Annotated in this window: 15 protein-coding genes; 9 read left to right on the top strand and 6 right to left on the bottom strand. The window is 66.3% G+C overall.

The window, feature by feature from the left end; translation table 11 throughout:
- Positions 1-92: 92 nt before the first annotated feature.
- The 7 genes from rpiA to RAH32_RS05840 all read left to right on the top strand — a co-directional run bounded on the left by rpiA (position 93) and on the right by RAH32_RS05840 (position 7,651).
- Positions 93-854, top strand: coding sequence for a ribose-5-phosphate isomerase RpiA (rpiA, locus tag RAH32_RS05870; protein ID WP_306606028.1), 762 nt, complete (start codon positions 93-95; stop codon positions 852-854).
- On the top strand, positions 851-2,248 hold the full coding sequence (gorA, locus tag RAH32_RS05865) for a glutathione-disulfide reductase (protein ID WP_306606026.1): 1,398 nt from the start codon (positions 851-853) through the stop codon (positions 2,246-2,248). The genes rpiA and gorA overlap by 4 nt, the downstream gene beginning before the upstream one ends.
- Positions 2,249-2,353: 105 nt before the next feature.
- Positions 2,354-3,622 carry an FtsH protease activity modulator HflK gene (gene hflK / locus RAH32_RS05860; RefSeq protein WP_306606024.1) on the top strand — a complete coding sequence of 423 codons (1,269 nt, stop codon included), beginning with the start codon at positions 2,354-2,356 and terminating at the stop codon, positions 3,620-3,622.
- A 17-nt stretch (positions 3,623-3,639) separates the two neighbouring features.
- Positions 3,640-4,899, top strand: coding sequence for a protease modulator HflC (hflC, locus tag RAH32_RS05855; RefSeq protein ID WP_373429680.1), 1,260 nt, complete (start codon positions 3,640-3,642; stop codon positions 4,897-4,899).
- Between the two features lie 175 nt (positions 4,900-5,074).
- Positions 5,075-6,637: a Do family serine endopeptidase gene (locus tag RAH32_RS05850; RefSeq protein ID WP_306606022.1), complete on the top strand. Its 1,563-nt coding sequence runs from the start codon at positions 5,075-5,077 to the stop codon at positions 6,635-6,637.
- Between the two features lie 93 nt (positions 6,638-6,730).
- Entirely contained in the window at positions 6,731-7,255 is a 525-nt protein-coding gene (locus RAH32_RS05845; RefSeq protein ID WP_306606020.1) for a 2'-5' RNA ligase family protein, read from the top strand.
- Positions 7,256-7,327: 72 nt separating this feature from the next.
- A complete protein-coding gene (locus RAH32_RS05840; protein WP_306606018.1) occupies positions 7,328-7,651 on the top strand; it encodes a 2Fe-2S iron-sulfur cluster-binding protein in 324 nt (107 codons plus the stop codon).
- An 84-nt stretch (positions 7,652-7,735) separates the two neighbouring features.
- Here the strand turns inward: RAH32_RS05840 and hisA are convergent, their stop codons facing one another.
- Positions 7,736-8,452 carry a 1-(5-phosphoribosyl)-5-[(5-phosphoribosylamino)methylideneamino]imidazole-4-carboxamide isomerase gene (gene hisA / locus RAH32_RS05835; RefSeq protein ID WP_306606016.1) on the bottom strand — a complete coding sequence of 239 codons (717 nt, stop codon included), beginning with the start codon at positions 8,450-8,452 and terminating at the stop codon, positions 7,736-7,738.
- 137 nt (positions 8,453-8,589) lie between these two features.
- On the opposite strand from hisA, the gene RAH32_RS05830 reads away from it, so the two are divergent.
- Positions 8,590-8,973 carry a DUF2147 domain-containing protein gene (locus RAH32_RS05830; protein ID WP_306606014.1) on the top strand — a complete coding sequence of 128 codons (384 nt, stop codon included), beginning with the start codon at positions 8,590-8,592 and terminating at the stop codon, positions 8,971-8,973.
- Between the two features lie 58 nt (positions 8,974-9,031).
- On the opposite strand, the gene RAH32_RS05825 is transcribed toward RAH32_RS05830, so the two are convergent.
- The 3 genes from RAH32_RS05825 to RAH32_RS05815 form a co-directional block, all read right to left on the bottom strand.
- Entirely contained in the window at positions 9,032-10,195 is a 1,164-nt protein-coding gene (locus tag RAH32_RS05825) for an NAD-dependent epimerase/dehydratase family protein (protein ID WP_306606012.1), read from the bottom strand.
- Positions 10,196-10,297: 102 nt separating this feature from the next.
- Complete coding sequence (locus RAH32_RS05820; protein ID WP_306606010.1) at positions 10,298-10,972, bottom strand: ABC transporter ATP-binding protein; 675 nt, start codon at positions 10,970-10,972, stop codon at positions 10,298-10,300.
- Positions 10,969-12,345: a KpsE/RkpR family capsule polysaccharide export protein gene (locus RAH32_RS05815; protein ID WP_306606008.1), complete on the bottom strand. Its 1,377-nt coding sequence runs from the start codon at positions 12,343-12,345 to the stop codon at positions 10,969-10,971. The genes RAH32_RS05820 and RAH32_RS05815 overlap by 4 nt, the downstream gene beginning before the upstream one ends.
- Before the next feature lie 113 nt (positions 12,346-12,458).
- Here RAH32_RS05815 and RAH32_RS05810 point away from each other — a divergent pair, with 113 nt between their 5' ends.
- The gene (locus RAH32_RS05810; protein WP_306606006.1) at positions 12,459-13,298 is read left to right on the top strand and encodes an ABC transporter permease; all 840 of its coding nucleotides are present in this window, start codon (positions 12,459-12,461) and stop codon (positions 13,296-13,298) included.
- On the opposite strand, the gene choV is transcribed toward RAH32_RS05810, so the two are convergent.
- Both choV and choW read right to left on the bottom strand, forming a co-directional pair.
- The gene (gene choV / locus RAH32_RS05805) at positions 13,299-14,327 is read right to left on the bottom strand and encodes a choline ABC transporter ATP-binding protein (RefSeq protein WP_306606004.1); all 1,029 of its coding nucleotides are present in this window, start codon (positions 14,325-14,327) and stop codon (positions 13,299-13,301) included.
- Positions 14,324-15,172, bottom strand: a complete 849-nt coding sequence (gene choW / locus RAH32_RS05800) for a choline ABC transporter permease subunit (protein WP_306606002.1) — start codon at positions 15,170-15,172, stop codon at positions 14,324-14,326. The genes choV and choW overlap by 4 nt, the downstream gene beginning before the upstream one ends.
- Positions 15,173-15,182: the final 10 nt, after the last annotated feature.

Here is a 15,182-nt window from a genome sequence, read left to right as displayed (position 1 = left end):
GCTCCGCAGCCGCCGCGTTTTCCGTCTCGACCGTTCCACATGACCGCAGCTTGGCCTATAAGCATCCAACCAGTCCCAGCCGGAGGCCGCCGATGACCCAGAACACCCAACCTGATCCCGCCAAGCTGGCTGCCGCGCGTGCCGCCGTGGCCCTGGTCCGGGACGGCATGAAGCTGGGCCTGGGCACGGGTTCGACGGCCAGCGTCATGGTCCGCGAACTGGCCGCCCGCGCCAGGGCCGAGGGATTGTCGCTCCGCTGCGCTGCCACCTCGCGCGCGACCTGCGAACTGGCCGAAAGCCTGGGGCTGTCCATCGAAAGCCTGGACGAGATCGGCTGGCTGGACATGACCATCGACGGCGCCGACGAGGTCGATCCCGACCTGCACCTGATCAAGGGCGGCGGCGGCGCGCATCTGCGCGAAAAGATCGTCGCGGCCGCCAGCCGCCGGATGGTCGTCATCGCCGATCCCGGCAAGGTCGTCGAACAGCTTGGCGCCTTTCCCCTGCCGGTCGAGGTTGTGCAATTCGGGTTCGAGACCACCCGCACCCTGATCCGCCGCGCGCTCGAGGATCTGGACCTGGGCGACCGCGACGTGCTGCATCGCCTGAAGGGCAGCGATCCCTGGATCACGGACGAGGGCAACTGGATCCTGGACCTACATCTTGAATGCATCCCCGATCCGGTGGCCCTTGCCCGTGCGCTGGCGGCCATTCCCGGCGTCGTGGAGCACGGTCTGTTCCTGGGCATGTGCCATCTGGCGATCATTGGCAAACCGGATGGCACCGTTGTCCGGCTGGACCGCAATGCCGATATAGACGCCGACATGCTGGCCGGCGAAGGGGACCAGCCATGAACTTCGACTATGACCTATTCGTGATCGGCGGCGGATCCGGTGGCGTGCGCGCGGCCCGCATCGCGGCGGGCGAACACGGCGCCCGCGTGGCCCTGGCCGAGGAAAGCCGCATGGGGGGCACCTGCGTCATTCGCGGCTGCGTGCCCAAGAAGCTGATGATCTTCGCGTCCCAGGCGGGCCTGATGGCCAGCGAAATGCGCGGCTATGGCTGGGAAGGCGCGCAGGCGGGCAGGTTCGACTGGCCGGTCTTCCGATCGAAGCTGGACGCCGAACTGACCCGGCTGGAGCTGATCTATACCGCAAACCTGGAAAAGTCGGGCGTGCAGATCTTCCATCAGCGCGCCACCGTCGTCGATCCCCATACGGTCGCCCTGGCCGACGGCACGACCAGGACCGCCAAGCATATCCTGATCGCGGTCGGGGGCCGCCCCGCCTTGCCCGGCATTCCGGGCGAGGAACTGGGCCTGATCTCGGACGACCTGTTCCTGATGGATGAACTGCCGCGCCGGGTGCTGCTGGTCGGCGGCGGCTATATCGCCTGCGAATTTGCCACCATTCTGGCAGGGTTGGGCTGCGAAACCGTGCAGGTTTATCGCGGCGACGCGGTGCTGCGCGGCTTCGACCGGCAAGCCCGCGACATGGCGACCCTGCAACTGAGCGAGATCGGCATCGACCTGCGGCTGAACGTCACCCCGACCGGCCTGGCGCGGGCGGGCGACCGCATCAGCGTCGCCTTCAACGACGGCAGCCACGAGGATTTCGACGCGGTGATCTGGGCCACCGGCCGCAATCCCTATACCGGCGGGCTGGGACTGGAGAACACCGGCGTCCACCTGCGCGGGAATGGCGCGATCGCCGTGGACGAATGGTCCCAGACCGCGGTGCCCTCGATCTTCGCGGTGGGGGACGTTACCGACCGGGTGAACCTGACCCCCGTGGCGATCCGCGAGGGTCATGCCTTCGCGGACACGATCTTCGGCGGGCGGGCGCGCAAGGTTAGCCACGCCACCATTGCAAGCGCCGTCTATCTGCGCCCACACGAGGTCGCGCAGATCGGATTGACCGAGGAACAGGCGCAGGCGCGGGGCGATGTGGATGTTTATGCCACCGTGTTCCGGCCCATGCGGTCCATGTTCGCGGGCAGCAATGCCAAGGTCATGATGAAGCTGCTGGTCGATCCCGAAACCGACCGGGTTCTGGGATGCCATATCTTCGGACCCGACGCGGGCGAGATGATCCAGTTGGCCGCGATCCCCATCACCATGGGCGCGACCAAGGGCGATTTCGACGCGACGATGGCCGTCCACCCCACCGCGGCCGAGGAACTGGTCACGATGCGCCAACCCACTCGCCAGCACCGGCTGGAGGTTCATGCACAGGCTGCAACCGCCTGACAATTGCGACAGATGGGCGCGGGCAGGGGGCCGTCGGGTTGACTTTTCCCCCCGCTGCACCAGTTTTCAAACAACGGAATTTCGAAGAAGAAAGAAGGACCACGGATGGCAAGTCAGGGCCCTTGGGGCGGCGGAAGCGGCGGAGGAGACGATGAGGATCGCGACAAGCGTCCGGTGAACCGCCCCTGGGGTCAGCAGCAACCACCGAAAGGGCCGCAGCGCCCCGGTGGCCAGCAGCAGATGCCCGAGATCGAAGAACTGATGAAGAAGGGCCAGGAACGCCTGCGCGTCCTGATGGGCGGTCGCGGCAGCGGCAACGGCAATGGCCCGAACGGGGGTGGACCCCGGCGCCCGCAGACACCGGGCTTCCAGTTGAACCGGACCACCCTGACCATCGGCGGCCTGGTCCTGTTGTCCTTGTGGGCCTTTGCCAGCTTCTATCGTGTCCAGACCAACGAGCGCAGCGTCGAGTTCCTGTTCGGCCGCGCCGTGGCCGTTGGGACCGAGGGTCTGAACTTTGCCCCCTGGCCCTTCGTCACCGCCGAGGTCATCCCCGTCACGAACGAACGCGTGACCGAAATCGGCACGGGTGCGCAGGGCGAGATGGACAACGGCCTGATGCTGACCCGCGACCAGAACATCGTGGACATGGAATACCAGGTCGTCTGGAACATCTCGGATCCCGAGAAATTCCTGTTCAACCTGGCCGATCCCGCCGACACGATGCGCGCCGTGGCCGAATCCTCGATGCGCGACATCATCGCGCGCAGCGAACTGGCGCCGATCCTGAACCGCGACCGGGGCACCATCGCCAACGATCTTCAGGAATCCGTGCAGCAGACGCTGGACGCCTATGAGTCCGGGATCAACGTGGTCCGGGTCAACCTTGACCGCGCCGACCCGCCCGCCGAGGTGATCGACGCCTTCCGCGAGGTTCAGGCCGCCCAGCAGGAACGCGACCGGCTTGAGAAGGAAGCCGACGCCTATGCCAACCGCGTCCTGGCCCAGGCCCGCGGTGACGCAGCCCAGGCCCTGGAACAGGCCGAGGCTTATCGCGCCCAGGCCGTCAACACCGCCCAGGGCGAGGCTGCGCGCTTCAATTCGATCTACGAGGAATATGTGAAGGCGCCTGAAGTGACCCGCCGCCGGATGTATCTGGAAACCATGGAAAACGTCCTGGGCCGCGTGGACAAGGTGATCCTTGGCGATTCGCCCGAAGGGCAGGGATCGGGCGTCGTGCCCTATCTGCCGCTGGACCAGTTGCGCCCGCAGGGATCTGGCACGGGCGGCCAGAACGCCGGCCAGACGAGCACCGGCTTGCCCGGTTCGGGGCTGCAAGGCCAGGGCAACGCGAACACGGGGGGTAACAACTGATGGCCAACGCTCGCAGAATTACGGCCGCGACACTGGCCATCCCGTTGCTGATCGTGGTGGCGGTGCTGGTGGCTTCGTCGCTGTTCATCGTGGACGAACGCGAAAAGGCGCTTGTGCTGCGTCTGGGCCGCGTGGTCGACGTGAAAGAGGAACCGGGCCTGGGGTTCAAGTTGCCCTTCCTGGATAACGTCGAGAAATACGATGGCCGCATCCTGGGCCTGCCCACCGTGCCGCTGGAAGTCACGCCTCTGGACGACCGCCGCCTGATCGTGGACGCCTTCGCCCGCTGGCGCATCACCGATGTCGTCCGCTTCCGCCAGGCCGTTGGCGCGGGCGGCATCCAGGGCGCGCAGGGCCGGCTGGAGCCGATCGTGCGCAACGCCATCCGCGAGGTGCTGGGCACCGTGCCGTCTACCAGCGTGCTGTCGGACGACCGGACCGCGCTGATGAACCAGATCCGCGACGAGGCGCGCAACAACTCGGCCGGGCTGGGGGTCGAGATCATCGACGTGCGCCTGACCCGCACCGACCTGCCCGAGCAGAACCTGAACGCGACCTATGCCCGGATGCGGGCCGAGCGTCAGCGCGAGGCCGCGGACGAGATCGCCCGCGGTGGCGAGGCCGCGCAGCGTGTCCGCGCCGCGGCGGACCGGACCGTCACCGAACTGACCTCGGAAGCGTCCAAGCGCGCCGAGATCGTGCGCGGTGAAGCCGACGCCCAGCGGAACGCCATCTATGCCGATGCCTTCGGCCGCGACCCCGAGTTCTTCGCCTTCACCCGGTCGATGACCTCCTACGAACGGGCGCTGCAGGGCGATAACAGCACCATGGTCCTGCAGCCCGACGGCGAGTTCTTCAGCTATCTGAGGGATGACGGATCCAGCCGCGCCAATCCTTCGGCGACCCCCGTGCCTGCGGGCAACTCGGCGGCGGCAGTCCTGGAGCCGCAGACCCAGGAGGAGGAAGAAGGCCTGGTGACCCCGACCGTCACTGACCGCGAAGGCAATCCTCTGGGCGAAAGCGCGGGCGTCAAGCTGACCCCGGTGCCGGAAATGTTGACCACCCCCCCGCAGCAGAGCGACGGCGTGGTGGCGCCTGTCAGTGGGGCGGCCGAGGCACCTCCTGCCGATCCGGCGGGTTCGGCAGCCGATGCGGAAGCCGACCCTGCGACGGCGCCCGAAGCCACTGACGCGGCAGGTGAGCCGGCGGCAGAGCCTGGGGCCGAGGCTGGGGGCGAAGGGACCGAACCAGCCCCTGAGGCCCAGCCTGCACAGTAACAAGGAACGACAGGGGCAGGTGGCGACATCTGCCCCTTCTGCAATAAAAGTCACGATCAGTTCACTGTCCGAGAGCGTGGTTTATTTGCAACGCCGCCCTATTTCTTCTTCATAACACCAGCGGTCCCCGGCCCTCTGTCAGGACCGACGAACTGCGTAAGATGAGGACATCCGCATGAAGACGTTTTCTGCTCGGCATCTTCTGACTGCCTCGGCCTTGGCCGTAACTGTCGGCCTGGGCTTTGCGGCCGCGCAAGACGCGCAGCCCGATATTTCGCCCGAGGCCAGCCAGCAGGCGCAAGAGGCGGCGAACAACAATGAACCGCTGAAGGCAGAACCCCAGGCTGGCTCGTCCGAGGTCATGCCGGACAGCTTTGCCGATCTGGTCCAGCAGGTCGCCCCTGCGGTGGTCAACATCACCACAAGCGCCGTGGTGGCCCAGCCCACCGGCGGCGAGGGCGGGCCGATGTTCCCCGAGGGAAGCCCGTTCTCGGACCTGTTCCGCGACTTCGGCATTCCCGGAATGCCCGGCCAGCCGGGCCAGGGCGGACCCCGGATGCCCCAGCGGTCGAACGCGCTCGGCTCGGGCTTCGTGATTTCGGCTGACGGCTTCATCGTCACGAACAACCACGTGATCGAGGGTGCCGACGAGATCGAGATCGAGTTCTATTCCGGCGAAACGCTGGCCGCCGAAGTCGTCGGCACCGACCCGAACACCGATGTGGCCCTGCTGAAGGTCGAAAGCGAGGAGCCGCTGCCCTTCGTCGAATTCGGCAATTCCGACGACGCGCGCGTGGGCGACTGGGTGCTGGCCCTGGGCAACCCGCTGGGCCAGGGCTTCTCGGCCAGTTCGGGCATCGTCTCGGCCCGCAACCGCGAACTCTCGGGCACCTATGACGATTACCTGCAGACCGACGCGGCCATCAACCGCGGCAACTCGGGCGGGCCGCTGTTCAACCTCCAGGGCGAGGTCGTGGGCGTGAACACCGCCATCCTGTCGCCCAACGGCGGCTCGATCGGCATCGGTTTCTCGATGGCGTCGAACGTTGTGTCCAGCGTCGTGGATCAGTTGCGCGAATTCGGCGAAACCCGGCGCGGCTGGCTGGGCGTCAAGATCCAGGACGTCACCCCCGACATGGCCGAGGCGCTTGGTCTGGAATCCGAGACGGGCGCCATGGTGACGGATGTCCCCGAGGGTCCCGCGAAAGAGGCCGGGATGCGCGCGGGCGACGTGATCACCAGCTTTGCCGGATCGCCGGTCGAGGATACCCGCGGCCTGGTCCGCCGCGTGGCCGAGGCCCCGGCGGGCGAACCGGTCGATGTCGTCGTGCAGCGCCAGGACGGTCCCGTGACGCTCAGCGTGACGCTGGGCCGGCGCGAGACGGCGGAAGGCACGGGCGATACCACCGGCGAGCGTGGCGGGGACGGTCCCGCCCAGCAGGACATCCTGGGCATGTCGCTGTCGGTGCTGACGGCCGAGATGGCGCAGGACATGGGCCTGCCCGCCGACAGCAAGGGCCTTCTGGTGCAAGAGGTCGATCCCGCCAGCGAAGCCGCCGAAAAGGGCCTCGCCCCCGGCGACATCATCACCGAGGCGGGCCAGCAGCCGGTTGCGTCCATTGCGGACCTGAACGCCCGCATCGACGAGGCGCGCGAGGCGGGCCGCAAGTCGCTGCTGGTCCTGGTGCGTCGCGACGGAGAGCCGCGCTTCGTGGCCCTGCCGGTCGGCGAAAGCTGAGGGCCGACGGCGAAAGCCGATAAGGCGCTTCGGGGCGGCTCGCGTTTGCGGGCCGCCCCTTTTCACGACCACAGCGCGGACGGAACTTGAAGGATGGCCGACGACGACCCGCTGATCCTGACCGCGTGGCTGGACGACCGCAGCTTTGACGTTTTCCAGACCATGCGGCAGCGGCATTTCCCGCCCGCGCGCAACCACATTCCCGCGCATCTGACGCTGTTTCATCATCTGCCGGGCGCCGGCATCGGCTGGATCACGCAGGACTTGCAGGACGCCGCACGCAATTTCTCCCCTATGGAAGGCCGGGTGTCGGGGCTGCGCTTCCTGGGCAGGGGCGTCGCCTATGACATCGACTGCCCGGGGATCGAGCGGTTGCGCGACGGCCTTTCGGCGATCTTTTCACAGGCGCTGACCCCCCAGGACCGCCAGCGGATCAGGCCGCATGTCACGATCCAGAACAAGGTCGCCCCATCCGAGGCGCGTGCCTTGTTCGATGAACTATCCGCCGATTTCCGGCCCTTCCCCCTGACCATAAGGGGATTGCTGCTGTGGCATTACCGGGGCGGGCCTTGGGACGGGGCGGGCCGTTTCCGCTTCGGCGCCCCGGCGGATGCATAAGGGGCCGCACGCCCCTTTTCATTGCGGGGGCGATGGCCTATCTGCCCCTCAACAGCAAAGGATACGCAAGCCATGGCCCGCATCACCTATATCGAGCATAACGGAACCCGGCACGAGGTTGACGTGAAGCCCGGCATGACGGTGATGGAAGGCGCGCGCGACAATGGCGTGCCGGGGATCGACGCCGACTGCGGCGGCGCCTGCGCCTGTTCGACCTGCCATGTCTATGTCGATCCCGCCTGGCTGGACCAGCTTCCCCCCAAGGATCCGATGGAGGAGGACATGCTGGATTTCGCCTGGCAGCCCGATCCCGAACGGTCGCGCCTGACCTGCCAGATCAAGGTGACCGAGGCGCTTGACGGACTGGTCGTCCAGATGCCCGAACGCCAGATCTGATCAGGTCGGTCTGTCGCTTGCTCAATCCGACTTAGGGTGGGGTGAAACCCCACCCTACGAGGGCGTCTGCGGTATGCGGCTGACCTATCTCAGCAGCGCCAGGGCCTCGGCCAGATCAATCGCCCCGTCATACAGCGCCCGCCCCGAGATCGCGCCCGCGATCACCTGCGTTTCCTTCAGCGCGCGAAGATCGTCCAGCGACGACACCCCGCCCGAGGCGATGACCGGGATGCCGACCGCGCGGGCCAGGGCTTCGGTCGCGGCGATGTTCGGGCCTTGCATGGCCCCGTCGCGGTCGATGTCGGTATAGATGATCGCGGCGACGCCCGCATCCTGGAACTGGCGGGCAAGGTCGGTGGCCTGCAGCTCGGTCTCGGTGGCCCAGCCACGGGTGGCGACGCGGCCCGCGCGGGCGTCGATGCCGACCGCGATCCGGCCCGGAAAGGCCGCCGCCGCCTGGCGCACGAGGTCGGGATTTTCGACCGCGACGGTTCCCAGGATCACGCGCGTCAGGCCTTTTTCCAGCCAGCCTTCGATGGTCGCCATGTCCCGGATGCCGCCGCCAAGCTGGGCGGGGATCCGGGTGGCCGCCAGGATCGCCTCGACCGCCGCGGCGTTGACCGGATGGCCCGCGAAGGCGCCGTTCAGGTCCACCAGATGCAGCCACTCCGCACCCGCATCCTGGAAGGCGCGGGCCTGTGCCGCCGGGTCGGTTCCGAAGACGGTCGCGGCCTCCATTTCCCCGCGCAGCAGGCGGACGCAGTTGCCGTCCTTCAGGTCGATGGCGGGATAAAGGATCATGGCGCGTCTCCTGGCACTGCGGTCGCGCATCCTTTGCCATGGGGGCGAACGGAACGGAAGGGCGCTGCGACCTGACGTCATGCTTGCCAGAACCAAGGCGCCTGCGCAGCATCCCGCCATCAGGAGGAGGGAACCCCATGCGTCACATCATCGCCACAGCCATTCTTGTCCTGGCGGGCACCGCCGCCACAGCCGACCCGATCGAGGGTGTCTGGCAGACCCAGCCGGACGAAGGATCCTTCGCCCATGTCACCATCGCCCCCTGCGGCGGCGCCTTCTGCGGCACGATCACGCGGACCTATCAGGGAACCGCGGAATACCAGTCGCCGAACCTGGGTCGCCAAATCGTCATCGACATGGCCCCGCAAAGCGGCGGGAATTACGCCGGCAAGGTCTGGCGGCCTTCAAACGACAAGATCTACAACGGCAAGGCCAGCGTCCAGGGCGACCGGATGAGCCTGTCGGGCTGCGTCGCGGGCGGGCTGATCTGCAAAAGCCAGACCTGGGCGCGGGTGCAGTAACACAGGCGGCCAAAGACCAGGCGCCGCGCCGGGATCCGGGCGCGGCGGCATCCGACCCTCAGGCCGTGCGCCACTGCGACACGCAGGGGATCTTGTCCCGGTCGCAGCGGTCCGCGAATTTCCGTGCGATTTCCTGCACCTCGGCCAGCAACCCGTCCTCCAGCTTGATCGGGTCCAGGCCCAGTCCAAGGAAGCGGTCGTTGGCGACGTGCAGGTCGTTCTCGTCCGCCTCGTTGCGGGGGTTCTTCAGGAACGCGACCTCGACCCCGGTCTGATCGGCGATCATCTGTGCCAGGTCGCGGACGCGGTGGGTTTCGGTCATCTGGTTCAGGATGCTGACCCGATCGCCGCGCGCCGGCGGGTTCGTCAGCGCCAGTTCGATGCAGCGGCAGGTGTCCTGGATATGGATGAAGGCGCGGGTCTGCCCGCCGGTGCCATGCACCGTCAGGGGATAGCCGATGGCAGCCTGCATCAGGAAACGGTTCAGCACCGTGCCGTAATCGCCGTCATAGTCGAAGCGGTTGATCAGCCGGTCGTCCATGCGCGTTTCCTCGGTCTGGGTGCCCCAGACGATGCCCTGGTGCAGGTCGGTGATCCGCACGCCGTCGTTCTTGTTGTAATAGAAGAAGAACAGCTGATCCTGGGTCTTGGTCATGTGATAGATCGACCCCGGATTGGCGGGATAAAGGATTTCCTGCCGGTGGGGGCCGTTCTCGGTCTCGATCACCACGTCCAGATAGCCCTCGGGGATCTTCATCCCTGCCGTGCCATAGCCATAGACGCCCATCGTGCCCAGGTGGACCAGATGGATGTCCTGGCCGCTTTCGACGATGGCGGCCAGCACGTCGTTGGTGGCGTTCAGGTTGTTGTTGACCGTGTAACGCTTGTGCCAGCTGGATTTCATCGAATAGGGCGCGGCGCGCTGTTCGGCGAAATGGATCACCGCGTCGGGCTTTTCGTCGCGCAGCAGGGTCAGCAGGCGGTGGTAATGCTTGCCCACCGTGAAGTTTTCGACCCGGATGGCGTGGTTCGTCAGCTCGTGCCAGGCGCGCACGCGTTCGCCCAGGTGCCGGATCGGGGTCAGGCTGCTGACCTCCAGTTCCACATCGATCTTCCGGCGCGACAGGTTGTCCACGATGATGACGTCATGGCCGCGCGCGGACAGATGAAGCGCCGTGGGCCAGCCGCAGAAACCGTCTCCGCCCAGAACGATGATTTTCATGAAGCTGCCCTTATGGATACGCCTTTCGCCGCCTTGTAATGGTGCGGAATGGCAGATGCCATAGCCGCCATGCGGCTGACACGGGACCGTTGCAATCCGTCCCTAGCCTGCCCGGGACACGGCGCGCTGCATGTTGGCCGTATGGGCCGCGATGGCATCTTCCAGATCGTGGAAATAGCTGAGCTGTCCGTTTTCCAGCACCGCCCCGGCCTGGCAGATCTCGCGCAGGGATTGCATCGAATGGGATACGACGACGGCCCCCGCCGCCTTCATGCGCGCATTGAAGACATGGTTCGACTTGGCGCGGAAGGCGGCATCGCCCACGGCCGACACTTCGTCCACCAGATAGGTGTCGAAGGGCACGGCCATGGACACGCCAAAGGCCAGGCGCGCCCGCATCCCCGACGAATAGGTGCGGAACGGCAGATAGAAATGCTGGCCCAGTTCGGCAAAGTCCTCGACGAAGTCGCGCATCTCGTCCGTGTCGATGCCATAGACGCGCGCGACAAAGCGGCAGTTCTGTTCGCCCGTCAGTTCGGCGTTGAAGGACCCCGCGAAACCTACCGGCCAGCTGATCGTGCCGGTCGACAGGATCTGCCCCGAAGTGGGCAGCATCGCCCCCGAGATCATCCGCAGCAGCGAGGACTTGCCCGCGCCGTTGCGCCCCAGCAGCGCGACGGACACGCCCGTCGGAAAGGTCGCGTTCAGATTGTCGGCCACGACCTTTCGCCGCCCGTTCAGCTTGTAGATCTTGGTCAGGTTTTCCAGCCGGATCATCGACGGTCGCGCAGGCTGTAATAGGTCAGGATGCCGACGATCCAGATCAGCAGCAGAAAGCCGCCGATCAGGGGCAGCAGCTTCATCCGCTTGGGGAATTCGGAATCCTCGGCCAGGGTCGGCTTGACATAGGCGGCCAGGTACCGGGTCTGGCGCGCGGCCTCGGCGCGGGCGGCGTCATAGGCGGCAAGGGACGCGACATAGGTCTGTTCCGCGAATTCGCGATCCACCATCAGGCTTTCGAACTGGCCCACGACTTCGGACAGCGCCTCGCCGGTGGCCGTCTCGGAACCGAATTTCTGGCGTTCGGCGGCGATCTGTTCGCGGATCACGTCCACCCGAAGCTGGGTTTGTTCGATCCGGGGATCGTTTTCCTGGGCATTCGCCTGAAGCAGGCCAAGCGCGACAAGCTGTTCGGCCAATTGCGCCTGAAGGGTGCTGACGACGCCGGCTTGGCCCGCGACATCGGCGGCCGGATCGACAAGCTGGTGGCGGTTGCGGAATTCGGTCATCGCCTGGCGGGCGGAACGCAGCCGCTCCAGCGCCTGGTCCAGGTCATTGCGGGCATAACGCAGGGCATCTTCGCGCGCCACGGCGTTCAGTTCGTTCACCAGGATGGTGCTTTCGTCATAGATCGCCTGGGTGATCGCCTGCGCGTCCTTGGGATCGAAGGCCACGACGCGCAGGTCGATCATGCCCTCGTCATAATAGACGCGAACCTTGCGTTCCCATTCCGACAGCAGATCTTCCAGCGAATTGTTTCCGGTATAGGCGAAGACAGGATCGTTCTCGGGCTTGGACCAGATTGCGCGCAGGTCCAGCCGGTCGTCGATGCGCTGCACCAGGTCATGGCTCTGGATGAACTTGTAGAGGATGTCGGTATCGTTGCCCGTGCTCGACGTGGACCCCACGAGAGAGGTCAGCCCGCCCAGCAGTTCACTGGGCGACACGCCCGATTCGGAACGCACCGTGAAGCCCATGTAGGACGCATACTGGTCCTCGGCCCGGGCATACAGATACCAGGTGCTGACCAGGATCGGCAGCAGCACGATCAACACGAAGCTGGCGGCCACGCCCAGATGGCGCGGCTTCAGGCGGGCGGTCGAGGCCGCGGGCTTCACCGGCGCCTGGGGCGGGGGCATCTGCGGGACCGGACGGCCCGGCGCCGCCGGCACGGGACGCGGGGCGGCCGTGCCGCCCGCCGCCGGGTTCGGCTGTGCCGCGGCAGGCTGAGCCGCGGCTGGCTTTGCCGCGGGAGGCTGGCTGGCAGGCACGGGCTTGGGCTGCGTCGGCAAGGGGACGGGGCCGCCCTGGGCGGGGTTGGCAGGACGGGGGGCGTCGGCGTGAACCGGCTTGTCGTTCTGGACGGTCATGCGCAGACACTCGGGGTTGTTGATCTGTCGAGCGGTGTCATACATAAACCGCCCACACAGTTCCAGCGTCCATCCCTGACGGGGGCGTGAACAGGCAAGGGGCAGTCGGGCCTATGTCCAAGATCAATTTCCCATCGGCCGCCGGGGCGCAGCCCCCGGAGGAGACGCTGCGCCTGGCGCACCGGCATCGGTCCTTTTCCAGCTTCCGTGCCATCAGCGCCCTGGTCCTGCGAGAGATGGCGACGACGAACGGCAGGTCCGCCGGCGGCTATGTGTGGGCGGTGGCCGAGCCCGTGGCCGGCATCGTTCTGTTGACGCTGGTCTTTTCCCTGGTCTTGGCCAAGCCGCCCATCGGCACGAACTTCCCGATCTTCTATGCGACCGGGATGGTGCCGTTCCTGTTCTACATGGCGATCTCCACCAAGGTGGCGCAGTCGATCCTGTATTCCAAGGCGCTTCTGGCCTATCCCGCCGTGACCTTCATGGACGCCTTGCTGGCGCGCATGATCATGAACGGCATCACGCAGATGCTGGTGGCCTATATCGTCTTCGCCGCGATCCTGTTCTTCCAGGACACGCGAACCGACCCCCAGGCAGGAGGAATCGCCCTGTCGCTGCTGATGGCCTTTTCCTTTGGCGTCGCCGTGGGGGCGGTAAACTGTTTCCTGAACGAGGCCTTTTCCTGGTGGCCGCAGGTCTGGGCGATTCTGAACCGCCCCTTGTTCCTGATTTCCTGCGTCTTCTTCATGTATGACGATATCCCGGCGCCGTTTTCGGATTACCTGTGGTTCAACCCGCTGGTCCATGTGATCGGGCAGATGCGCAAGTCCTTCTATCCCTCCTATGTGGGGGATTATGTCAGCCCGCTTTATGTGCTGGGGGTGTCGCTGCTTGTCTATGCCTTGGGCCTGGCGCTTCTGATCCGCTATCACCGCGATCTGCAGAACAGCTGATCAGCCCCTCGGGTCGATCAGCCTGCTCAGCACCGCGTCGCGGGTGATGCAGCCGCCGCCCTGGACGGGCAGGGCGGGCCGGTCGGCCAGCAGTTCCATCACCTGCCGCACCGGCATGTCGCGCGGGACCGGATCACCCCCCAGACCCTCGGGCGCATCGCCCGGCTGGACCACGTCGGCGGCGGTCAGGACGCCCAGCGGGTTCATGTGTGCCACGAAGTCGGCGACATAGTCGTTGACCGGGTTCGCGATGATGTCGCGCGCGGTGCCGATCTGGACGATGCGCCCGCCTTCCATCAGAGCAATGCGGTTGCCCAATTTGAAGGCTTCATCAAGGTCGTGGCTGACGAAGATGATCGTGCGGCGGGTCTTGGCCTGCAGTTCCAGCAGCTCGTCCTGCAAGCGCGCGCGAATCAGCGGATCCAGGGCGCTGAAAGGTTCGTCCATCAGCAGGATCGGCGCCTCGGTCGCAAAGGCGCGGGCCAGGCCCACGCGCTGCTGCATGCCCCCCGACAGATCCCCCACCTTGCGTTCTGCCCAGTCGGTCAGGCCGACGGTGGCAAGCTGCTGGTCCACGCGGGCCTTGCGCTCGGCCGGCTTCATCCCCGCCAGTTCCAGCCCCAGGCCCACGTTTTCGCGCACTGTGCGCCAGGGCAGCAGGCCGAATTGCTGGAAGACCATCGCCACATGGCGCAGCCGGATGTCGCGCAGCGCGCGCTTGCCCGCCCCGCTGACGGAAATCATGCCCTTGCCGTCCCAGACCCGGACCTCGCCCCGGCAGACGTGGTTCAGCGCATTGACCGCCCGCAGCAGCGTGGACTTGCCCGATCCCGACAGGCCCATCAGGACCAGGATCTCTCCCTGCCGGACGTTCAGGGAACAGTCGTGGACGCCCAGCACCTGACCTGTGGCGCTGCGGATCTCGCCCCGTTCCTTGCCTTGGTCCATCAGGGGCAAGGCCGTTTCCGGGTGGTCGCCAAAGACGATGCTGACGCGGTCGAATTCGACGGCATTGGGTATGGTGTTCATTTCCGGCCCTCCATCCGCAGCATCCGGTCCAGAAGGATCGCCACCACGACGATCACGAAGCCCGATTCAAAGCCCAGCGAGGTGTTCACGCTGTTCAGCGCGCGGACCACCGGCACCCCCAGGCCCGAGGCGCCGACAAGCGCCGCGATCACGACCATCGACAGCGACAGCATGATGGTCTGGTTCAGCCCGGCCATGATCTGGGGCAGCGCGCTTGGCAGTTCGACCTTCCACAGAAGCTGGCGGGGCGTGGCGCCGAAGGCGGTTGCGGCCTCGACCAGGGCGGGCGGGGTGGATGCGATGCCAAGCTGGGTCAGCCGGATCGGCGCGGGCAGCACGAAGATCACCGTCGCCAGCAGGCCCGGCACCATGCCGATGCCGAAGAACACGATGGCCGGGATCAGATAGACGAAGGTCGGCAGGGTCTGCATCAGATCCAGCACTGGCCGCATCCAGGCATACAGGCGCGGCCGATGCGCGGCGGCGATGCCGATGGGGACCCCGATCGCCATGCACACGAGGCAAGCCGCCAGGACCAGGGTCAGGGACTGCATCATTTCGTCCCAATAGCCCTGGTTCAGCACGAAGAGCAGGCCCGCCGCCACCAGCAGGCAGGTCTTCCAGTTCCGTTGCAGCAACCAGGTCAGCGCCACCGCCAGCAGGATGAACAGGAAGGGATGGGGGGCTTCCAACGCGGCGAGGATCTGGCCGATCAGCCATTCCAACGCGCCCGCTATGGTATTGAACAACCCGGCCGCGTTGGCGTTCAGCCAGTCGAAGACCCCCTTGGCCGTGCGGCCGACCGGGATCTTGTTGTCAGTCACCCATGCCGTCAACTGCTCCATGCGCGATTCC

This window comes from Paracoccus yibinensis (genome assembly GCF_030846195.1).
GTDB classification, from domain to species: domain Bacteria; phylum Pseudomonadota; class Alphaproteobacteria; order Rhodobacterales; family Rhodobacteraceae; genus Paracoccus; species Paracoccus yibinensis.
The sequence above is the reverse complement of the archived record's forward strand: the minus strand, read 5'-3'. Positions and strand labels throughout refer to the sequence as shown.